Origin of the sequence: Arthrobacter crystallopoietes, from assembly GCF_002849715.1 — a bacterium.
Classification (GTDB): Bacteria; Actinomycetota; Actinomycetes; order Actinomycetales; family Micrococcaceae; genus Crystallibacter; species Crystallibacter crystallopoietes.
Window position 1 is genome coordinate 2,191,086 of the sequence record NZ_CP018863.1, and the last position, 22,960, is coordinate 2,214,045.

The 22,960-nt window shown below is 62.4% G+C and carries 8 protein-coding genes and 4 rRNA genes; 10 read left to right on the top strand and 2 right to left on the bottom strand.

The window, feature by feature from the left end:
- Positions 1–42: 42 nt before the first annotated feature.
- Entirely contained in the window at positions 43–1,119 is a 1,077-nt protein-coding gene (locus AC20117_RS10360; protein WP_074699799.1) for a YihY/virulence factor BrkB family protein, read from the bottom strand.
- Positions 1,120–1,216: 97 nt separating this feature from the next.
- Here AC20117_RS10360 and AC20117_RS10365 point away from each other — a divergent pair, with 97 nt between their 5' ends.
- The 3 genes from AC20117_RS10365 to AC20117_RS10375 are packed head-to-tail and all read left to right on the top strand — an operon-like array spanning position 1,217 to position 3,598.
- Positions 1,217–2,245, top strand: a complete 1,029-nt coding sequence (locus AC20117_RS10365) for an iron-containing redox enzyme family protein (protein WP_074699798.1) — start codon at positions 1,217–1,219, stop codon at positions 2,243–2,245.
- A gap of 40 nt (positions 2,246–2,285) precedes the next feature.
- Complete coding sequence (locus AC20117_RS10370; RefSeq protein ID WP_083339620.1) at positions 2,286–3,395, top strand: glycosyltransferase family 2 protein; 1,110 nt, start codon at positions 2,286–2,288, stop codon at positions 3,393–3,395.
- Positions 3,326–3,598, top strand: coding sequence for a CDGSH iron-sulfur domain-containing protein (locus tag AC20117_RS10375; protein ID WP_074699797.1), 273 nt, complete (start codon positions 3,326–3,328; stop codon positions 3,596–3,598). The genes AC20117_RS10370 and AC20117_RS10375 overlap by 70 nt, the downstream gene beginning before the upstream one ends.
- A 21-nt stretch (positions 3,599–3,619) precedes the next feature.
- Here the strand turns inward: AC20117_RS10375 and glgP are convergent, their stop codons facing one another.
- Positions 3,620–6,247, bottom strand: a complete 2,628-nt coding sequence (gene glgP, locus AC20117_RS10380) for an alpha-glucan family phosphorylase (RefSeq protein ID WP_074699796.1) — start codon at positions 6,245–6,247, stop codon at positions 3,620–3,622.
- 133 nt (positions 6,248–6,380) lie between these two features.
- Here glgP and AC20117_RS10385 point away from each other — a divergent pair, with 133 nt between their 5' ends.
- From AC20117_RS10385 to AC20117_RS10415, 7 genes are all read left to right on the top strand, one after another.
- A complete protein-coding gene (locus AC20117_RS10385) occupies positions 6,381–8,450 on the top strand; it encodes an alpha-1,4-glucan--maltose-1-phosphate maltosyltransferase (protein ID WP_074699795.1) in 2,070 nt (689 codons plus the stop codon).
- Complete coding sequence (gene treS / locus AC20117_RS10390) at positions 8,450–10,246, top strand: maltose alpha-D-glucosyltransferase (RefSeq protein ID WP_074699794.1); 1,797 nt, start codon at positions 8,450–8,452, stop codon at positions 10,244–10,246. Before AC20117_RS10385 ends, treS begins: the two co-directional genes overlap by 1 nt.
- Entirely contained in the window at positions 10,243–14,055 is a 3,813-nt protein-coding gene (glgB, locus tag AC20117_RS10395) for a 1,4-alpha-glucan branching protein GlgB (protein WP_074699793.1), read from the top strand. Before treS ends, glgB begins: the two co-directional genes overlap by 4 nt.
- Positions 14,056–14,505: 450 nt before the next feature.
- Positions 14,506–16,029: ribosomal RNA gene (locus AC20117_RS10400) — 16S ribosomal RNA — on the top strand.
- A 461-nt stretch (positions 16,030–16,490) separates the two neighbouring features.
- Positions 16,491–19,633, top strand: a 23S ribosomal RNA gene (locus AC20117_RS10405).
- A 213-nt stretch (positions 19,634–19,846) separates the two neighbouring features.
- A 5S ribosomal RNA gene (rrf, locus tag AC20117_RS10410) occupies positions 19,847–19,963 on the top strand.
- A gap of 1,087 nt (positions 19,964–21,050) precedes the next feature.
- Positions 21,051–22,574 (top strand): 16S ribosomal RNA (locus tag AC20117_RS10415).
- Together the 16S, 23S and 5S rRNA genes form the textbook arrangement of a ribosomal RNA operon.
- Positions 22,575–22,960: the final 386 nt, after the last annotated feature.

Consider the following 22,960-nt stretch of genomic DNA (forward strand, 5'->3'; position numbering starts at 1 on the left):
TTCCTTTTCCTTGTCGGTTTCTTCCTGCGGAGCAGATGATGGTTAGCCTGGGCCGCTGGAATCATCCTCGGTCTGGGCGTACTTGCGGCGCAGAGAACGGCCGCGCTCTATGTCCTCCTTTTCTTTTTCGAGCTGCTTGTCGCTCTTGCGGGTATCACGAGGCGGCAACTGGATGGTTTCCTCCGCCTCGATGCCTGCCTGCAGCTGGCGGCCGCGTTCGGTTTCTGCATCGAACTCGGCGCCGAAGAGCAGGGACAGATTGGACAGCCAGAACCACAGCAGCAGCACGATCATGCCGCCGATGGCGCCGTAGGTCCGGTTGTAGTTGGAAAAATTCGCCACGTAGAAGGCAAAGCCGACAGTTGTGATGGCCAGCACCAGCAGGGCGATGAACGCGCCCATGCTCATCCAGCGGAATTTCGGCTGCTTCACGTTGGGAGTGGCGTAGTAGAGCAGCGCCACCACCAGCACGGCGAAGGCAGCGAGCACCGGCCACTTGGCGATGTTCCACACCGTCAGCGCCACGCCGCCGAGTCCTATGGCCGAACCCAGGCCTTCCGCAACGGGACCGGACAGAATCAGGATGAGCAGCATCAGCGCCGCCAGTACTACCACCACGAGGGTGATCAGCAGCATGACCGGGCGCAGCTTCCAGAACGGCCGGCCCTCTTCGATTTCATAGATCCGGTTCATCGCGCGGCTGAACGCGTTCACGTAGCCGGAAGCGGACCACAGAGCGCCGGCGACACCGACGATCAGCGCCAGCCCCGCCGTGGGCGCACTCGCCAGCTGCTCGATCGGCTGGCGCATGGTGTCGGCTGCCCCGCCGGGTGCCACCCGTTGGAGCATGTCTGTCATGAACGTGGTGGTCTGTTCGCCCTGTCCGAAGACGCCGAGCAGTGATACCAGCGCCAGCAGTGCCGGGAACAAGGACAGCACTGCATAGTAGGTCAGGGCGGCAGCAAGGTCCGTGCACTGGTCCGCGGAGAACTCACGGATGGCCTTGCGGAAGACATAGAGCCACGACGGTTTCTTAATGTCGCCGGGGGAATCGGGCTTCCGGGAGTCTTCGGGCGATGGTGCCTGCGATCCCTTTGCCGTCGTATCTTCGTGTGTCATGATCACCTCCTGGGGAGAACCCGACCTGGTCGGACAAATTCCATCGTATTGGTAAGTATGCTTAGAAGTAAGGGGTTCCCTTGGAACAGGAGAAATAATGAAAATGCCTACGCCTCGCGGACCGGTGAGCTCGATCCTGATGGACATCCTCGCCACGGCACCGCAACACCATGTACCCGCGATGTCGAGGCTGGGCGCCGCCATGGATTCGGCGGCCGGTGTGCAACTCATGGACGACGACGACCTGCAGCTTGCGCTCTTCTGTCTCTACGAACTGCACTATGGCGGTATCGATGGGGCGGACGACCGCTGGGAATGGCATCCCGAGCTGACCGCGTTCCGGCTGGAGCTGGAACGCCGCTTCGAGGGCGTTCTCCGCCGGATGACCGACGTGCCCGCAACGCCGCCGCCCGTAGCCGCGGACGTGGCGGCCGCGCTGTTCAAACTGACGGGGGACGACGACGGCCCCAGCGTTTCGAAATACGTCGCCAAGGAGGCGACGGCGGAGCAACTGCGCGAGTTCCTGATCCACCGCTCCGTCTACCAGCTCAAGGAAGCGGATCCGCACAGCTGGGCTATCCCGCGGCTGACCGGACGGGCCAAGGCGGCCCTGGTAGAAATCCAGGCGGACGAATACGGCGGCGGCCGGCCGGAGAGGATGCACTCGGCTCTCTTCGCCCGGTCAATGCGTGGCCTGGGGCTGGACGATCAGTACGGCGCGTATGTGGACCTGATCCCTGCCGTGACGCTGGCCTCGGTCAATATGATGTCGCTGTTCGGCCTGAACCGGCGATTGCGCGGCGCAATCGTGGGGCATCTGGCGGCGTACGAGATGACCTCGTCCATTCCGAACAAGTTCTACAGCCGGGGCTTCCGCCGTCACGGCCACGGCGAGGATGTGACCGGCTACTTCGACGAGCATGTCGAGGCCGACGCCGTCCACGAACAGATCGCCGGGCGCGATCTGGCTGGCGGACTCGCGGAAGCAGAACCGGATCTGCTGCCGGACATCCTGTTCGGGGCCGCGGCGGCTTTGGCCGTGGACGCTTTGGTGGGAACACACCAGCTGTTGGCGTGGCAGGCCGGGCGCAGCTCGCTGCGGATCCCGCTGGATCTGGCGGCATGAGCAGCGGCGGTCCTGTCCGCGGGCAGGCGGGGGCGTCAGCGTGACAGGGACCGAGCGCAGCGGGCAAGGGGTGCAGCTGCCAGAGGCGGAGTACATTCTGCCGTTGCGCTGGTTTTCGGACGAGGGCTTGGATGAGCTGACCGGTTACCTCCGCGTGCTCTCGGGCTGGATCCGGATCATCGTGGTGGACGGCTCCGCCCCCGAACTGTATAAGGCGCATGCCGCGGCGTGGGCCGGGTTGGTGGAGCACCGTAGGCCCGAAGCCTGGCCGGGGCGCAACGGCAAGGTCGCCGGCGTCATGACCGGCGTACGGCAGAGCAGCAAGGAGTACCTGGTGCTGGCCGACGACGACGTCCGCTACACCCTTCCCGCGCTCCGCCGGCTGGTGGGACTGCTGGCAGGCGCGGACGTGGTCCGGCCGCAAAACTACTTCCTGACCCTGCCCTGGCATGCCCGCTGGGACACCGCCCGCACCCTGCTCAACCGCGCCGTGTCATCGGACTTCCCCGGCACGCTGGGGGTCCGCCGCAGCGCGCTGGAGGCTACGGACGGTTATGACGGGGACGTATTGTTCGAAAACCTCGAGCTGATCCGCACGGTCAAGGCCGCCGGCGGAAGGGAACTTCGGGCAGACAATCTTTTTGTCGGCCGGATGCCGGCCACGGCCGCACACTTCAGGGGACAGCGGGTCCGCCAGGCCTACGACGACTTCGCCCAGCCCGTCCGGCTTGCCGTGGAACTTACGCTGCTGCCGCTGCTGATCTTCGCGGCCCGCCGGCCGGCCCGCTGGATCCCGTTGCTGGCGGCGGCTGTCGCCATGGCGGAAGCCGGCCGACGGCGGAAAAACGGGCGCGCTGTCTTCCCGCCGACCGCGGCGCTGTGGGCACCGTGCTGGCTGCTTGAACGCGCCGTCTGCATCTGGCTGGCCTTGGGCCAACGGCTGGCCGGTGGCGTGAAATACGCCGGCAACCGGATGCCTGCGGCCGGCACGCCCCGCTACCAACTGCGGCGGAAGTATGCCGCCCAACGCTTGCACGCCTCATCACCGCTCCCGCCACGGGACCAGGAAAGGAACATCCCATGCAGCCAGCCGAGCCGATCGAGCCAGCCGAGCGAACCGAGCCAGCCGAGCCGCGCAATGTCCTCGTAGCCTGCCCGGACGGGCCCTTCCTGCTGCGCGGCGACGTCGAAATCGTGACCCCGGACGGTGAACCGGTACCGCGTCGCCGGAAGACCGTAGCGCTGTGCCGTTGCGGAGCGTCCTCGATCAAGCCGTACTGCGATGGCACGCATAAGCTGATCGGCTTCAGCACCGCCGTGGGCACAGCGGAACAACCTTCCTCGACGGCGTAGTCCGCGTTGGCGGTCAGCCGCCTAATTCGCGTTGGCCACCAGCCCGAGCTCGGCTTTCGCCGCCATGGAGTCATGCAGCGGCAGGACCCGCACGGTGTAGCCGAAGGAACCGGAACGGTCGATCATGACCTCCCCGCTGAACAGGAACCGGCCCTCGCCCAAGTCCTCTTTAAAGGAGAGCGCATCGAAGCCCGTCTGGTCCAGCTCATCGCCCTCGCCAACCTGGCCGTGGGCTACCTCGACGCAGACGTCCGATGGGCTGAGCTTGCCCAGGCGTACATAGGCATTGACCCGCAGCGGATCCCCGATCTGCGGATTGTCGGACACACCGAGCGAGTCCACATGTTCCACTGACACGTCGGGCCAGGCCGCGCGCACCCGCGTGATCCAGGCCGCAAAATCCCGGGCGACGGCGAAGTCCGCGGCGCGGGCGTCGCGGCCTGCGGCGCAAGCGGGCGTGTAGAGCTGGCGGACATAGTCCTCGACCATGCGCTCGGCCGAAACGGCGGGCCCCAGATTGGCCAGGGTATGGCGGATCATCGCAATCCACTGGTGCGGGAGCCGGTCGGAGGGTGCAACCGGCGCGGATGGCCCGGCGGCAGCGGCGCCCTCGGCGGCCTCCCCGTAGAAGCGCGGGGCCACCTGATTCTCCAGCAGGTCGTACAGGGCGGCGGCCTCGATATCGTCGCGTTCCTCGGGGCTAACCACCGAATCCGTTCCGGATGTCGTGGAAGGATTCGCCGTCGGAATCGCCCAGCCGTTGTCGCCGTCGTACATTTCATCCCACCAGCCATCGAGCACGGACAGGTTCAGTCCGCCGTTGATGGCCGCCTTCATGCCCGAGGTTCCGCAGGCCTCGAGCGGCCGCAGCGGGTTGTTCAGCCAGACGTCGCAGCCCGGGAAGAGCGTGCGCGCCATGGCGATGTCGTAGTTGGGCAGGAAGACAATCCGGTGCCGGATCGCGGGGTCATCGGTGAAACGGACCAGGTCCTGGATCATCCGCTTGCCCTGCTCGTCGGCGGGGTGTGACTTGCCGGCGATGACCAGCTGGATGGGATGCTCCTTGTGCAGCAGCAGTGCCTTGAGCCGGGCCGGATCGCGCAGCATGAGCGTCAGCCGCTTGTACGTGGGGACGCGGCGGGCAAAGCCGATGGTCAGCACATCCGGATCGAGCACGTTTTTGGTCCAGGCCAGCTCCGCATCCGTGGCGCCGCGTTTCTTCCAGGAGGAGCGCAGCCGCCGCCGGACGTCGTCGATCAGGGTGGAGCGCAGTTCGCGGCGCAGGTTCCAGATCTCCTCGTCGTCGACGTCGTAGACCTTGTCCCACTGCCGTGCCACCACGGACTCGGTGCCGAACTTGGCCTTGGCCAGCGCGGCAATCCGGGCGTCCACCCAGGTGGGCACGTGGACGCCGTTGGTGACGGAGGCGATGGGCACTTCCTGCGTGTCGAACCCCGGGAAGAGTCCGGAGAACATGCCGCGGGAGACCACGCCGTGCAGCTTGGCCACGCCGTTGGCCCGCTGGGCCAGCCGCAGGCCCATGACGGCCATATTGAATTTGGTGGGGTCCCCGCCGTCGTAATTTTCCGCGCCCAGGGCCAGGATCTTCTCGATGGGCACATTCGGGGCCAGTCCGGCGCGGAAGAAATGCTCCACTTGCAGCTTCTCGAACCGGTCGATTCCGGCCGGTACGGGGGTGTGCGTGGTGAAGACCGTGTTGGCGCGGCCCGCGGCCTGCGCCTCGTGCCAGTTGAGCCCGGTATCCATCAGCTCGCGGATCCGTTCGACGCCGAGGAAGCCGGCATGGCCTTCGTTGGTGTGGAAAACTTCCGGTGCGGGCGTACCGGTCAGCCGCTCGTAGATGCGCAGGGCCTTCACACCGCCCATGCCCAGCAGCAGTTCCTGCTGCAGCCGGTGGTCGCCGCCGCCGCCGTAGAGCCGGTCCGTAATATGACGCGCGGCCTCGTCATTGCCTGCCACATTCGAATCGAGCAGCAGCAGCGGCACGCGCCCCACGTCGGCACGCCAGATGTGCGCCAGCAGGCGGCGCTCATTGGGCAGCGGCAGTTCCACCTGCGCAGGCGTTCCGTCGGCCTCGCGCAGGAGGGTCAGCGGCAGTCCGTCCGGATCCAGCACCGGGTACGTTTCCTGCTGCCAGCCGTCGCGGCTGAGCGACTGCTTGAAGTAGCCGGCCGCGTAGAGCAGGCCGACGCCGATCAGCGGCACGCCCAGGTCCGAGGCGGCCTTCAGATGGTCCCCGGCGAGGATGCCGAGCCCGCCCGAGTACTGGGGGAGGACGGAGCTGATGCCGTATTCGGGGGAGAAGTAGGCGATCGACGCCGGCGCTTCCGACCCGAGGGTCTGGTACCAGCGGTCATCGCTCAGGTACCGGTCCAGGTCCGCGCTCAGCGCCTGGACCTGCTCCACCAGCGCGGCGTCGGCCGCCAGCGCCTGGAGCTGCTCGCGGTTGAACGAGCCCAGCAGCGCCACCGGGTCATGGCTTTTGGCCCACAGAACAGGGTCAAGGCGCTCGAACAACTGCTGGGTGGGCCGGTGCCAGGACCAGCGCAAATTGCCTGCCAGCCGGCCCAGGGCGGCGATGTTGTCAGGGAGAACAGTGCGGACCGTAAATCTGCGGATTGCCTTCACCCGGCCTACGGTAGCGCAGATGTAACCATATGTCGGTTTCAAATACGTAAACGCTTGAGTAACGATCCGAATTTGTACCCAGTTCGTCTTCAGGCCTTAGCAAACCGGCACATTTGTCGCTAACGTCTAGTCTGTGAGCACATTCACCGAGGAACCGCGTCCGGCACCGTCCAACTCACGCCTGCGCTTTGGCAGGATCCCCATCACCGGGGTCTCTCCGGTGGTGGATTGCGGGCGTTTTCCCGCCAAAACCGTGCCCGGGGAGGACATCGAAGTCGCTGCCACGGTCTTCCGCGAGGGCCACGACCGGCTCGGCGTGACCGCGGTGCTTTACGATCCGGACGGCCATGCCGTGCAACGGACCCACCTGCGTCCGCTCGGCGGCGGAACGGACCGCTGGGCCGGCACCCTGCGGCCCACGTCGCAGGGTAACTGGACCTTCACCATTGAAGGCTGGGGCGATCTCTACGCCACCTGGCACCACAACGCCGAGGTCAAGATCGCCGCGGGCGTGGACGTGGACCTGATGCTGGCCGAAGGCATCCGCCTGTTCAACCAGGCCGCCGGACAGGATGGCCGCCCGGCCGAGAACGCTGAGGTCCTGCGCCGGGCGGCCGGCGCCATCGCCGATGAAGGCCGCTCCGCCGAAGACCGGCTGGCCGCGGGCGGCTCGGAAGAGGTCCTTGCGGCAGTACGCACCCACCCCATCCGCAGCCTCGTCACCGAGTCGCAGCGCTACCCCATCCTGGTGGAGCGGGACCTGGCCGGGCGCGGCGCCTGGTACGAGTTCTTCCCGCGCTCCGAGGGCGCCGTCTTCGACCCGGCCGCCAACAAATGGACGTCGGGAAACTTTACGACGGCGGCCGAGAGGCTCCCAGCCGTCGCCGACATGGGTTTCGACGTCATTTACATGCCCCCTATCCACCCGATCGGCGTGACGAACCGCAAGGGGCCCAACAACACGCTCACTGCCGGACCTGATGATCCGGGCTCGCCGTGGGCCATTGGCGCAGCCGAAGGCGGCCACGACGCCATCCACCCTGACCTGGGCACCTTCGAGGACTTCGACCGCTTCGTCCAGTCCGCCGCGGCCGTGGGTCTCGAAGTCGCTTTGGACCTCGCGCTGCAGTGCTCGCCGGACCATCCCTGGGCACGGGAACACCCGGAGTGGTTCACCACCCGCGTGGACGGCACCATTGCCTACGCGGAGAACCCGCCGAAGAAATACCAGGACATCTACCCGCTGAACTTCGACAACGACCCCGAGGGCCTGTCGGAAGAAGTGCTGCGCATCGTCCGGCTGTGGATCAGCCACGGGGTGAAGATCTTCCGCGTGGACAATCCGCACACCAAGCCGGTCTGGTTCTGGGAGTGGCTGATCGGCGAGGTCAACGCCACCGATCCGGACGTGGTCTTCCTCGCCGAGGCATTCACCGTGCCGGCGATGATGCATGCACTGGGCCGTGCGGGATTCCAGCAGTCCTACAGCTACTTCACCTGGCGCAACCGGAAGACCGAGATTGAGGAGTACCTGACCCAGATCAGCCATGAAACGGCGGCGTTCTTCCGGCCGAACTTCTTCGTTAACACTCCGGACATCCTGACCGAGTTCCTCCAGTACGGCGGTCCGGCGGCGTTCAAGATCCGCGCCGTGCTGGCCTCAATGGGAAGCCCGCTCTGGGGCGTCTACGCCGGTTACGAACTCTACGAACATGTCGCCCGGCCCGGCGCCGAGGAATACATTGACAATGAAAAGTACGAGTACAAGGCGCGGGACTTTGCCCGTGCGGAAGCGGAAGGCCGCTCGCTGGCCCCGTACCTGACGCGCCTTAACCACATCCGGCGCGCCCACCCGGCGCTTCGGGACCTGCAGAACCTTACCGTCCACCGGAGCACGGATGACGCCACCGTCGTGTTTTCCAAGCACAAGGAAAACCTGCCGGCCGCGGACGGCAGCGAGGGCACCGGGAAAGACACGATCATCGTCGTCGTAAATGTGGATCCGCACAGCGCCCGCGAATGCACCGTCAGCCTGGACCTCGCCGCACTCGGCCTGGACCCCGCGGACCTGAACGAGGACGGCACCTTCTGGGTGGATGACCTGATCAGCGGGGAAAGCTGGCGGTGGGGCGAGCACAACTATGTGCGGTTGGACGCGCATTTTGAGCCCGCGCACATCCTGCATATCCGCAGGAGCAGCTAGTGGCCAGTCCCTTCCAACTCCATGCGCCTGGTCTGGCGCATGACCCCCACTGGTATCGCAAGGCCGTCTTTTACGAGGTCTTGGTCCGCGGTTTCGCAGATGCCAATGGGGACGGGTCGGGGGACTTCTCGGGACTGATCGACAAACTGGACTACCTGCAGTGGCTGGGAATCGACTGCCTGTGGGTGCCTCCGTTCTTCAAATCCCCCCTGCGCGACGGCGGCTACGACATCGCCGACTATTACGACGTGCTGGATGAGTTCGGCACCATCAGCGACTTCAAACGCCTGGTGGCCGAGGCCCATGCACGCGGCGTCCGGGTGATCATCGATCTGCCGTTGAACCACACATCGGACCAACACCAGTGGTTCGAGGCCTCGCGGCGGGAACCGGACGGGCCGTACGGGGACTTTTATGTCTGGAGCGACACGGACGAGAAGTACCAGGATGCGCGCATCATCTTCGTCGATACCGAGGAATCCAACTGGGCGTTCGACCCGATCCGCCGGCAGTTCTTCTGGCACCGGTTCTTCAGCCACCAGCCGGACCTGAATTACGAGAACCCCAAGGTCATCGAGGCTGTTTTCGACGTCGTTCGGTTTTGGCTGGACCAGGGGATCGACGGTTTCCGCGCGGACGCCATTCCCTACCTGTTCGAAGAGGACGGGACCAACTGCGAAAACCTGCCGGCAACCCACAAGTTCCTGCAGGACCTGCGCGCCCTGGTGGACTCGGAGTACCCCGGCCGGGTGATCATCGCCGAGGCCAACCAGATGCCGCATGAAGTCGTGGAGTACTTCGGCGAAAAGACCGACGACGGCGGGCTGGTGCCCGAGTGCCACATGTGCTTCCACTTCCCGATCATGCCGCGGCTGTTCTACGCCCTGCGCGACCAGAAGGCCGCCCCCATCATCCAGACCATGGAAGAGACACCGGACATTCCCACCGGCGCACAGTGGGGCACGTTCCTGCGCAACCATGACGAGCTGACGCTGGAAATGGTGACCAATGAAGAACGCGAGGCCATGCTCGGCTGGTACGCGCCGGACTCGCGGATGCGGGCCAACATCGGCATCCGGCGCCGGCTGGCCCCGCTGCTGGACAACTCCCGCGCCGAGCTTGAGCTGATCCACGCGCTGCTGCTGTCGCTGCCTGGCAGCCCGTTCCTGTACTACGGGGACGAAATCGGCATGGGCGACAATATCTGGCTCGAAGACCGCGATGCTTCCCGCACGCCGATGCAGTGGAACCCGGACCGCAATGCCGGATTCTCGACGGCGGACCCCGGCAAGCTTTATCTGCCGGTGGTGCAGTCCTTGGTCTACAACTACAACTACGTCAATGTCGAGGCGCAGTTGGCCCACAGCAGCTCCCTGCTGCATTGGGTGCGCCAAATGCTCGCGGTCCGCAAAGCCCATCCTGCCTTCGGGCTCGGCGGCTACCGCAACGTGCCCACAGAAGCCGAATCCGTCCTGGCATTCATCCGCGAAATTCCGCCGGACAACCGCGAAGGGGCGGAACCGGAAGCGCTGCTGTGCATTTTTAATCTGTCGCAACACCCGGTGGCCGCGCCCCTGCGGATGCCGGAATTTGCGGGGCGGGGTCTGCGCGACTTGTTCGGCGGACTACCCTTTCCTGCCCTTGACGACGCCGGCCAGCTGACCCTGACGCTCGGCAGCCACGATTTCTTCTGGCTGCGTGTGCGTTCGGCCCGGTCCAATCCGGCGTCGCCTTTGACCGAAGCCCTTCCCGTGCTCACTTCGGTGAACACCCGTTCTGAGGTGGAGAGCCCATGACAAACACCGTTACCAATGCTTCGCAGTCCTTGCCGGAACTGCTCCACGAGTGGTTGCCGCAGCAGCGATGGTTCCCGGCCAAAGGCAAAGAAACGGTGCTGCGCCGGCTCGGCGGCATCCGCCTGCAGGACCCAGCAGACGCCGTCGCGCTGGAAGTCCATATTGTTGCGGTCCACACCGACCAGGACGTCTTCATCGTCAACGTGCCGGTCAGCTTCCGGCACGAACCGCTTGAGGGCGGCGAAGCGGCGCTGATCGGCCACACCGGAGCCGAGCCACGGCAGGGCACGGAAAACTGCTGGCTGTACGACGGCACCCACGACCCGGTATTCGTCGCCGCCTGGCTGGAACTGATGCGGCGCGAATCCGTGACCGCGGACGGCCGCACGCGTGGCCACGCCAGCGCAGGCTTCGGCGACTGGCCGCCGTTCGACGCTCCGCTGAAGGCCTCCGTGCTCGCCGGCGAGCAGTCCAACACCTCGGTGGTCGTGGAAACGGACAGCGCATCCCTCATCGTGAAGTTCTTCCGCGTCCTGGAGGCCGGCGCCAACCCCGATGTTGAAATCGGAGCGATGTTGAGCGAGCTTGGCGCCAGCGAAGTTCCCGCCACCTACGGCTGGGTGACCGGAGGCTGGCACACGCCGGGCCAGCACACGGATTCGAATGCGGACAAGCTGTGGGACTCCGGGCATCTGAGCGTGCTGCGCGAGTACATCGCGAACAGCAAGGACGCCTGGCGCACCGCCTCGGCGGCGGCCTTGGACGACGCCGATTTCACCAGGGAAGCCTCTGAACTTGGGCAGGTTACGGGCCGGATCCACAGCCAGCTGCGGAAGAGCTTCGGCGCACACGAGGCTACCGAAGAGGAAGCCGCGGCGCTGGCAGCAGAACTGCGCGAGCGGATCCGGTGGGGTTGGGCGCAGGCAGGATCCGCCGTCGGGCCGCTGGACCGGACGGTGGATGAGCTGCTGCGCCGGCTGGAAAACCTTGAGGAACGCCCCGAGCTTCAGCGGATCCACGGCGACTACCACCTGGGCCAGGTCCTTCACTCGGCCGAACGCGGCTGGGTAGTCCTGGACTTTGAAGGCGAACCGCTGCGTCCCATGGGCAGCCGCGGTACGGACGATGTCGCCCTGCGCGACGTCGTGGGCATGCTTCGGTCCTTCGACTACGCGGGCGGCGTCGCGGTCACCACCGCCGAGGGCAATGAATCAGGACAGGTGGAAGCCGCTGCAGACCGCTGGACAGCGGCGGCCGCCGACGCATTCATCGCCGGTTATGAGCGGGAGACCGGAGTCCGCATCGACACAACGTCCCCGCTGTTCCTGGGCTTGTGGCTGGACAAGGCGCTCTACGAAGTTGTGTATGAACAGCGCAACCGTCCGCGCTGGGTCGGTGTGCCGGTCAAGGCCGTGCGCCGCGCGCTGGAACAGATGCAGACTGCCAACTCTTCTGCCGCCAATTCTAACGCCAACTCTTCTACGGCGGGCGACGGCGAAACGGCTGCAAGCAGTTCCGCGGCAGGCCAGGCCTCCTCCTCGGAAACGGCACAGGCGGTCGGACCTGCAGCGGCAACGCTTGCCGAAGGGCGGGCCGAAACGTCGGCGACCTCTGCCACCAGCGCCGGCAATCCGGTGCCGGTCGACCGGAACACGCTGTCCGCCGTCGCGCATGGCAGTTACTTCCAGCCGCACGCCGTCCTCGGCGCCCATCTGGATGACCACGGCCACGTCACGGTCCGCTCGCTGCAGCCGCTGGCGGACTCCGTTACCGTAATCACCGCGGCAACTCGCGCGTCCATGCAGCACGAGCAGGAAGGCGTCTGGGTTGCCACCCTGCCCGCGGAACGTCCGGGCCATGTGCCGGACTACCGCCTTGAGGTGGTGTACGACGGCGGTGCTCCCCTCCTGGTGGACGATCCGTACCATTACCTCCCCACGCTGGGCGAAATCGACCTGCACCTGATCGGCGAGGGCCGCCACGAAACGCTGTGGACGGCTCTGGGCTCTCATGTCCGCCACTACAATTCCACGCTGGGCGACGTCACCGGCACCAGCTTTGCGGTATGGGCGCCGAATGCCCAGGCCGTGCGGGTCAAGGGTGACTTCAATGGCTGGAACGCCGTCCGGCATGCCATGCGTTCCATGGGCGGGTCCGGTGTGTGGGAAATTTTCATCCCGGGTGTCGCATCGGGCGCGATCTACAAGTACGAGCTGCTGGGCCGCGACGGGCACTGGCATGAGAAAGCGGACCCCATGGCCCGCTGGACCGAGGTGCCGCCGCTGACCGGTTCACGTGTCGTCGATACCCGGTACAACTTTTCCGACGGCGAGTGGCTGGCCCGGCGTGCGGCCCGGGATCCGCATAACTCGCCGATGAGCGTGTACGAGGTGCACCTCGGTTCCTGGCGGGTCGGTCTGGACTACCGCCAGCTTGCCGAGCAGCTGGTCGAGTACGTCACATGGCAGGGCTTCACGCATGTCGAGCTGATGCCCGTGGCCGAGCACCCCTTCGGGGGGTCCTGGGGCTACCAGGTCACGTCCTACTATGCGCCTACCTCGCGCTTTGGCCATCCGGACGACTTCAAATACCTGGTGGACAAGCTGCACCAAGCTGGCATCGGCATCATCCTGGACTGGGTGCCGGCGCACTTCCCCAAGGACGAGTGGGCTTTGGCCCGCTTCGACGGCCAACCGCTGTACGAACACGAAGATCCCCGGTTGGGCGAGCACCCGGACTGGGGCACGCTCATCTTCGACTTCGGCCGCCGCGAGGTACGCAACTTCCTGGTTGCGAACGCCCTGTACTGGTTTGAGGAGTTCCACATCGACGGGCTGCGCGTGGATGCTGTCGCTTCCATGCTCTACCGCGACTATTCGCGTGAAGAGGGCCAGTGGTACCCCAACATCCACGGCGGCCGCGAAAATCTCGAAGCCATTTCCTTCCTGCAGGAAGTCAACGCCACGGCCTACAAGCGAGTGCCGGGCATTGTCACCATCGCGGAAGAATCCACCGCGTTCGACGGCGTCACCAGGGCCACCAGCGCCGGCGGCCTGGGCTTCGGGCTGAAGTGGAACATGGGCTGGATGCATGACACCCTCCAGTACATTTCGGAAGACCCCATCAACCGGGTCCATCACCACAACAAGGCCACGTTCTCCATGGTCTACGCCTACACGGAAAACTTCCTGCTCCCGATCAGCCATGACGAGGTTGTGCATGGGAAGGGCTCGATGCTCCGCAAGATGCCGGGGGACAGGTGGCAGCAGCTCGCAAACCTGCGCGCTTACCTTGCTTTCCAGTGGGCGCATCCGGGCAAGCAGCTGATTTTCATGGGGACGGAGTTCGGGCAGGAAGCTGAATGGTCCGAGCAACACGGCCTCGACTGGTGGCTGTCCGAAAACGTTCCGCACAAGGGACTGCAAAAGCTGGTGCGCAACCTCAATGGGCTTTACCGTGAGACCCCCGCCCTGTACGAACGGGACAACGAACCTGCTGGCTTCCAGTGGATCGACGAAAACGACGGGACGCGCAACACGCTCTCCTTCATCCGGTGGGACAACCACGGCAACCCCGTCGTCTGCATCGCGAATTTCGCCGGACACCCCCATACCGACTTCCGAATCGGACTGCCCTGGGCCGGTAACTGGCAGGAGGTCCTGAACACGGATGACCCGGAGTACGGGGGATCGGGCGTCGGGAACAAGGGGCTTGTCGCCGGTGCAGAAGGGGCTTGGAGTGGCCATCCGGCCTCCGCCGTGCTGGCGGTCCCGCCGCTGGGAGTCCTGTATCTGAAGCCGGCGAGCTAAAGCTGCCGCAGCGAAGACCCCCGGAATTCCGCGGGTCTTCGCCAGCCGGCAACCTTGGATTTACATTAGGGCCGAACCGGTGTAGAGTTTATATCCGCGCTGAGGGAACAGTTGAACAGCTCGAAACCACACAAGGCTTAGGTCGAACCTCATTGAGAGGTGTGCGGGAACGGGTTGATTTGACAGGGACCAGCAGTGCGGGTAAATTTGAAAAGTTGCTCCGGAGCGATGGAGGGCCTTGAAGAAGGGTCCGACTGGTGCCGGGTGCTCCTGTTGTTTGAGAACTCAATAGTGTGCCAAGTTTGTTGATACCAATTATTTTATTGGTTGAATTATTGTCGTGGGGCACCGCCTCCGTGGTGTGCCGCGATGTTTTTTAGCCTGGTTTGAATTTAGTGCAGTGCTGGTTCCCGTTTTCCCGGGGGCCGGTGTTGTGTCTGTTAGTAAACATTAACGGAGAGTTTGATCCTGGCTCAGGACGAACGCTGGCGGCGTGCTTAACACATGCAAGTCGAACGATGATCCGGTGCTTGCACCGGGGATTAGTGGCGAACGGGTGAGTAACACGTGAGTAACCTGCCCTTGACTCTGGGATAAGCCTGGGAAACCGGGTCTAATACCGGATACGACCTGTCACCGCATGGTGGTGGGTGGAAAGATTTTTTGGTTTTGGATGGACTCGCGGCCTATCAGCTTGTTGGTGAGGTAATGGCTCACCAAGGCGACGACGGGTAGCCGGCCTGAGAGGGTGACCGGCCACACTGGGACTGAGACACGGCCCAGACTCCTACGGGAGGCAGCAGTGGGGAATATTGCACAATGGGCGAAAGCCTGATGCAGCGACGCCGCGTGAGGGATGACGGCCTTCGGGTTGTAAACCTCTTTCAGCAGGGAAGAAGCGAAAGTGACGGTACCTGCAGAAGAAGCGCCGGCTAACTACGTGCCAGCAGCCGCGGTAATACGTAGGGCGCAAGCGTTGTCCGGAATTATTGGGCGTAAAGAGCTCGTAGGCGGTTTGTCGCGTCTGCTGTGAAAGCCCGGGGCTCAACCCCGGGTCTGCAGTGGGTACGGGCAGACTAGAGTGCAGTAGGGGAGACTGGAATTCCTGGTGTAGCGGTGAAATGCGCAGATATCAGGAGGAACACCGATGGCGAAGGCAGGTCTCTGGGCTGTAACTGACGCTGAGGAGCGAAAGCATGGGGAGCGAACAGGATTAGATACCCTGGTAGTCCATGCCGTAAACGTTGGGCACTAGGTGTGGGGGACATTCCACGTTTTCCGCGCCGTAGCTAACGCATTAAGTGCCCCGCCTGGGGAGTACGGCCGCAAGGCTAAAACTCAAAGGAATTGACGGGGGCCCGCACAAGCGGCGGAGCATGCGGATTAATTCGATGCAACGCGAAGAACCTTACCAAGGCTTGACATGGACCGGACCGCCGCAGAAATGCGGTTTCCCTTCGGGGCTGGTTTACAGGTGGTGCATGGTTGTCGTCAGCTCGTGTCGTGAGATGTTGGGTTAAGTCCCGCAACGAGCGCAACCCTCGTTCTATGTTGCCAGCGCGTTATGGCGGGGACTCATAGGAGACTGCCGGGGTCAACTCGGAGGAAGGTGGGGACGACGTCAAATCATCATGCCCCTTATGTCTTGGGCTTCACGCATGCTACAATGGCCGGTACAAAGGGTTGCGATACTGTGAGGTGGAGCTAATCCCAAAAAGCCGGTCTCAGTTCGGATTGAGGTCTGCAACTCGACCTCATGAAGTCGGAGTCGCTAGTAATCGCAGATCAGCAACGCTGCGGTGAATACGTTCCCGGGCCTTGTACACACCGCCCGTCAAGTCACGAAAGTTGGTAACACCCGAAGCCGGTGGCCTAACCCCTTGTGGGAGGGAGCCGTCGAAGGTGGGACCGGCGATTGGGACTAAGTCGTAACAAGGTAGCCGTACCGGAAGGTGCGGCTGGATCACCTCCTTTCTAAGGAGCGCCTCAGACTCGCAGGGCCTTCCCAAGTGTTGGTTGTGCGGTTTGCAGGAGAGCCCATTGCGCAGGCGTTTGTTCTGCGGTGGGTGCTCGAGGGTGGAATATCAACGGATAGATGGTCTTTTGGCGGTTTCCATGCCAGTACGGTGTCCCCTTTGCGGGGGTGCCTGGAACGTGTGGGGGTTGTCCGGGGGGTTGTTGTTTGGCACACTGTTGGGTCCTGAGGCAACAGGGACCGGTTCGTGAATGGGCCGGTGTTTGTTTGTTTCTGGTTTCCTGCGCAGTCCTTATCCGGGCCACGGTTTATCCGTGGTGCGGGGATGGGTGCGACGGGGTTGTTGTTTGAGAACTACATAGTGGACGCGAGCATCTTATAAAGAAGCAATTTTGATGAACCTGGATCTGTTTTGGATCTGTGGTTCTCTCGATATTAAATGCTGATTTTGATCTTTTGTGGTCAAGTTTTTAAGAGCACACGGTGGATGCCTTGGCATCAGGAGCCGAAGAAGGACGTGGGAATCTGCGAAAAGCCTGGGGGAGTTGATAACCGAACTTTGATCCCAGGATGTCCGAATGGGGAAACCCCGCCAGGGGCACTTGTGTTACCTGGTGACCCGTATCTGAACACATAGGGTACGTGGAGGGAACGCGGGGAAGTGAAACATCTCAGTACCCGCAGGAAGAGAAAACAACAGTGATTCCGTTAGTAGTGGCGAGCGAACGCGGATGAGGCTAAACCGAGTCATGTGTGATAGCCGGCGGGCGTTGCATGGCCGGGGTTGCGGGACTTTCCGTTGCTGTTCTGCCGGACAGCTGAAGTGAGTGCAGATGCATAGGTGAACGGTCTTGAAAGGCCGGCCGGAGAAGGTGTTAGCCCTGTAACCGTAATGTGTGCTGCCGCTTGGAGAGTATCCCAAGTAGCACGGGGCCCGAGAAATCCCGTGCGAATCTGCCAGGACCACCTGGTAAGCCTAAATACTACCTGATGACCGATAGCGGACAAGTACCGTGAGGGAAAGGTGAAAAGTACCCCGGGAGGGGAGTGAAACAGTACCTGAAACCGTGTGCTTACAATCCGTCGGAGCAGCCCTAGCAGCTGTGACGGCGTGCCTTTTGAAGAATGAGCCTGCGAGTTAGTGTTACGTCGCGAGGTTAACCCGTGTGGGGAAGCCGTAGCGAAAGCGAGTCTGAACAGGGCGTTGCAGTGGCGTGATCTAGACCCGAAGCGGAGTGATCTACCCATGGCCAGGTTGAAGCGCGTGTAAGAGCGCGTGGAGGACCGAACCCACTTCAGTTGAAAATGGAGGGGATGAGCTGTGGGTAGGGGTGAAAGGCCAATCAAACTCCGTGATAGCTGGTTCTCCCCGAAATGCATTTAGGTGCAGCGTTGCGTGTTTCTTGCCGGAGGTAGAGCTACTGGATGGCCGATGGGCCCTACAAGGTTACTGACGTCAGCCAAACTCCGAATGCCGGCAAGTGAGAGCGCAGCAGTGAGACTGTGGGGGATAAGCTTCATAGTCGAGAGGGAAACAGCCCAGACCACCAACTAAGGCCCCTAAGCGTGTGCTAAGTGGGAAAGGATGTGGAGTTGCGAAGACAACCAGGAGGTTGGCTTAGAAGCAGCCATCCTTGAAAGAGTGCGTAATAGCTCACTGGTCAAGTGATTCCGCGCCGACAATGTAGCGGGGCTCAAGTACACCGCCGAAGTTGTGGCATTCACGTATTACCCAAGCCGGGGACTTGTTCCCTTGGTTCAGGGGCGTGGATGGGTAGGGGAGCGTCGTGTGGGCAGTGAAGCCGCGGTGGAAACCAGCGGTGGAGCCTACACGAGTGAGAATGCAGGCATGAGTAGCGAAAGACGGGTGGGAAACCCGTCCGCCGAATGATCAAGGGTTCCAGGGTCAAGCTAATCTGCCCTGGGTAAGTCGGGACCTAAGGCGAGGCCGACAGGCGTAGTCGATGGACAACGGGTTGATATTCCCGTACCGGCGAAAAACCGCCCATACCGAGCCGGTGATACTAACCGTCCAAACCGTGCATCCGTGCCCTTCGGGGCCAGTATGTGCGGGGCGCGCGGGACCTGAACCGGGGAGGTAAGCGTATTAACAGGTGTGACGCAGGAAGGTAGCCAGGCCGGGCGATGGTAGTCCCGGTCCAAGGATGTAGGGCGAACGGTAGGCAAATCCGCCGTTCATTAAGCCTGAGACCTGACGGGACCCCCGTATGGGGGGATCTGGTGATCCTATGCTGCCGAGAAAAGCATCGACGCGAGGTTTTAGCCGCCCGTACCCCAAACCGACACAGGTGATCAGGTAGAGAATACCAAGGCGATCGAGAGAATTATGGTTAAGGAACTCGGCAAAATGCCCCCGTAACTTCGGGAGAAGGGGGGCCTGCCCCGTGATACAGACTTGCTCTGTGGAGCGGGTGTGGGCCGCAGAGACCAGGGGGAAGCGACTGTTTACTAAAAACACAGGTCCGTGCGAAGTCGCAAGACGATGTATACGGACTGACTCCTGCCCGGTGCTGGAAGGTTAAGAGGACCGGTTAGCCCCTTCGGGGGCGAAGCTGAGAATTTAAGCCCCAGTAAACGGCGGTGGTAACTATAACCATCCTAAGGTAGCGAAATTCCTTGTCGGGTAAGTTCCGACCTGCACGAATGGAGTAACGACTTCCCCGCTGTCTCAACCATAAACTCGGCGAAATTGCACTACGAGTAAAGATGCTCGTTACGCGCAGCAGGACGGAAAGACCCCGAGACCTTTACTATAGTTTGGTATTGGTGTTCGGTGTGGCTTGTGTAGGATAGGTGGGAGACTGTGAAGCCCGGACGCCAGTTCGGGTGGAGTCATCGTTGAAATACCACTCTGGTCACTCTGGACATCTAACTTCGGCCCGTAATCCGGGTCAGGGACAGTGCCTGATGGGTAGTTTAACTGGGGCGGTTGCCTCCTAAAGAGTAACGGAGGCGCCCAAAGGTTCCCTCAGCCTGGTTGGCAATCAGGTGGCGAGTGTAAGTGCACAAGGGAGCTTGACTGTGAGAGAGACATCTCAAGCAGGGACGAAAGTCGGGACTAGTGATCCGGCGGCACATTGTGGAATGGCCGTCGCTCAACGGATAAAAGGTACCTCGGGGATAACAGGCTGATCTTGCCCAAGAGTCCATATCGACGGCATGGTTTGGCACCTCGATGTCGGCTCGTCGCATCCTGGGGCTGGAGTAGGTCCCAAGGGTTGGGCTGTTCGCCCATTAAAGCGGTACGCGAGCTGGGTTTAGAACGTCGTGAGACAGTTCGGTCCCTATCCGCTGCGCGCGCAGGAAATTTGAGAAGGTCTGTCCTTAGTACGAGAGGACCGGGACGGACGAACCTCTGGTGTGTCAGTTGTACTGCCAAGTGCATCGCTGATTAGCTACGTTCGGATTGGATAACCGCTGAAAGCATCTAAGCGGGAAGCCGGCTTCAAGATGAGATTTCCATACACCCTCGAGGTGTGGGAGGCCCCCAGCCAGACCACTGGGTTGATAGGCCGGATGTGGAAGCAGGGACTAAAGACCTGTGAAGCTGACCGGTACTAATAGGCCGATAACTTACACCACACACTTCCCTGGCCGTCGAACCGACTTCAAACGGTTCCACGGCAATACACAGGGGAAGGAAAAGATACTTGCATCGCGTCCACTATGTGGTTCCCGGACAACAAACGTCCCAGGGAACACCACAATTGCATACAGTCCAAGAATGAACTGATGTAACCGAAGGTTTCACCCCTTCCGCCCGCCCGCGCGGGCCGGAACCGGGGTGGCAAGGGTTACGGCGGTCATAGCGTGGGGGAAACGCCCGGTCCCATTCCGAACCCGGAAGCTAAGACCCACAGCGCCGATGGTACTGCACCCGGGAGGGTGTGGGAGAGTAGGTCACCGCCGGACATCTTTTGAGCGTGAAGGGCTCCACCATGACGGTGGAGCCCTTCACCCATTTAAGGCCCGTTGCCGGAAACCACGCCAACCTGCATAACCTCAACGCCGTTCCGGTGTCCTGGCTGCAGGCCTGCGTGCCGGCTCCCGCCGCGGGGCTGCAGCTGCTCCGTCGGGGTCGGGCCGGGCCCGGGATTCCGGTGCTCCTGCCGCGGGGCGCTGGCGCCGTGCCGGCGTCCTGGCCCGGGTGCTGCCGGTGGCCGGCGCGGCCTGGTTCCGCTCCGGCATGCAGGTGGCGGTCCTGCCGGCCGTGGGACCGGCTGGTGCGCAGCGCGAAGTGCCGGCTGGTGTTGGATTTTAAGCACACTTTTCCCTGCGGGGTTCCGGTAGCGTTCTGGCGGCGGGAGGTCCGCGCGGATTCCGGACGGATGCGGGCAGGGGAGCCGCGGGCGTTTGAGTGCTTGGCCACACCGGCCGTGCTGCGGACGGGGCTTTGCCGCCGGTTCCGTGTTCGGGATGATGGACTTGGTTTTGCTGCCGTGCCTGTTCGGTGCGCGGCCGGCCGGGGCCGTCGCCGCGGATCCGGGAGCGGGAAGATCCGCGTGGATCCGCGGTTTTCCGCGGCAGCCGGCGCTGTCCCCGGAGGCGGATTTGCGGTGGTCCGCGAAGGCGTGTAATGTCTTCCAAGCCACCGCAGCTAGGAAGCGAAAGCGCTTAGCAGGCAGGGAGGCCAACCCCTTCAAAACAATCACTTTCAAACGGTTCGATTTACCGTGCGGATGAGGTTGCGGGGACCGTGGTTGCAGTAGGAATCAGCCGGAAGGCGATTTGCGAACTGCTGCAGGATCGGGTAAATTTGAAAAGTTGCTCCGGAGCGATGGAGGGCCTTGAAGAAGGGTCCGACTGGTGCCGGGTGCTCCTGTTGTTTGAGAACTCAATAGTGTGCCAAGTTTGTTGATACCAATTATTTTATTGGTTGAATTATTGTCGTGGGGCACCGCCTCCGTGGTGTGCCGCGATGTTTTTTAGCCTGGTTTGAATTTAGTGCAGTGCTGGTTCCCGTTTTCCCGGGGGCCGGTGTTGTGTCTGTTAGTAAACATTAACGGAGAGTTTGATCCTGGCTCAGGACGAACGCTGGCGGCGTGCTTAACACATGCAAGTCGAACGATGATCCGGTGCTTGCACCGGGGATTAGTGGCGAACGGGTGAGTAACACGTGAGTAACCTGCCCTTGACTCTGGGATAAGCCTGGGAAACCGGGTCTAATACCGGATACGACCTGTCACCGCATGGTGGTGGGTGGAAAGATTTTTTGGTTTTGGATGGACTCGCGGCCTATCAGCTTGTTGGTGAGGTAATGGCTCACCAAGGCGACGACGGGTAGCCGGCCTGAGAGGGTGACCGGCCACACTGGGACTGAGACACGGCCCAGACTCCTACGGGAGGCAGCAGTGGGGAATATTGCACAATGGGCGAAAGCCTGATGCAGCGACGCCGCGTGAGGGATGACGGCCTTCGGGTTGTAAACCTCTTTCAGCAGGGAAGAAGCGAAAGTGACGGTACCTGCAGAAGAAGCGCCGGCTAACTACGTGCCAGCAGCCGCGGTAATACGTAGGGCGCAAGCGTTGTCCGGAATTATTGGGCGTAAAGAGCTCGTAGGCGGTTTGTCGCGTCTGCTGTGAAAGCCCGGGGCTCAACCCCGGGTCTGCAGTGGGTACGGGCAGACTAGAGTGCAGTAGGGGAGACTGGAATTCCTGGTGTAGCGGTGAAATGCGCAGATATCAGGAGGAACACCGATGGCGAAGGCAGGTCTCTGGGCTGTAACTGACGCTGAGGAGCGAAAGCATGGGGAGCGAACAGGATTAGATACCCTGGTAGTCCATGCCGTAAACGTTGGGCACTAGGTGTGGGGGACATTCCACGTTTTCCGCGCCGTAGCTAACGCATTAAGTGCCCCGCCTGGGGAGTACGGCCGCAAGGCTAAAACTCAAAGGAATTGACGGGGGCCCGCACAAGCGGCGGAGCATGCGGATTAATTCGATGCAACGCGAAGAACCTTACCAAGGCTTGACATGGACCGGACCGCCGCAGAAATGCGGTTTCCCTTCGGGGCTGGTTTACAGGTGGTGCATGGTTGTCGTCAGCTCGTGTCGTGAGATGTTGGGTTAAGTCCCGCAACGAGCGCAACCCTCGTTCTATGTTGCCAGCGCGTTATGGCGGGGACTCATAGGAGACTGCCGGGGTCAACTCGGAGGAAGGTGGGGACGACGTCAAATCATCATGCCCCTTATGTCTTGGGCTTCACGCATGCTACAATGGCCGGTACAAAGGGTTGCGATACTGTGAGGTGGAGCTAATCCCAAAAAGCCGGTCTCAGTTCGGATTGAGGTCTGCAACTCGACCTCATGAAGTCGGAGTCGCTAGTAATCGCAGATCAGCAACGCTGCGGTGAATACGTTCCCGGGCCTTGTACACACCGCCCGTCAAGTCACGAAAGTTGGTAACACCCGAAGCCGGTGGCCTAACCCCTTGTGGGAGGGAGCCGTCGAAGGTGGGACCGGCGATTGGGACTAAGTCGTAACAAGGTAGCCGTACCGGAAGGTGCGGCTGGATCACCTCCTTTCTAAGGAGCGCCTCAGACTCGCAGGGCCTTCCCAAGTGTTGGTTGTGCGGTTTGCAGGAGAGCCCATTGCGCAGGCGTTTGTTCTGCGGTGGGTGCTCGAGGGTGGAATATCAACGGATAGATGGTCTTTTGGCGGTTTCCATGCCAGTACGGTGTCCCCTTCGCGGGGGTGCCTGGAACGTGTGGGGGTTGTCCGGGGGGTTGTTGTTTGGCACACTGTTGGGTCCTGAGGCAACAGGGACCGGTTCGTGAATGGGCCGGTGTTTGTTTGTTTCTGGTTTCCTGCGCAGTCCTTATCCGGGCCACGGTTTATCCGTGGTGCGGGGATGGGTGCGACGGGGTTGTTGTTTGAGAACTACATAGTGGACGCGAGCATCTTATAAAGA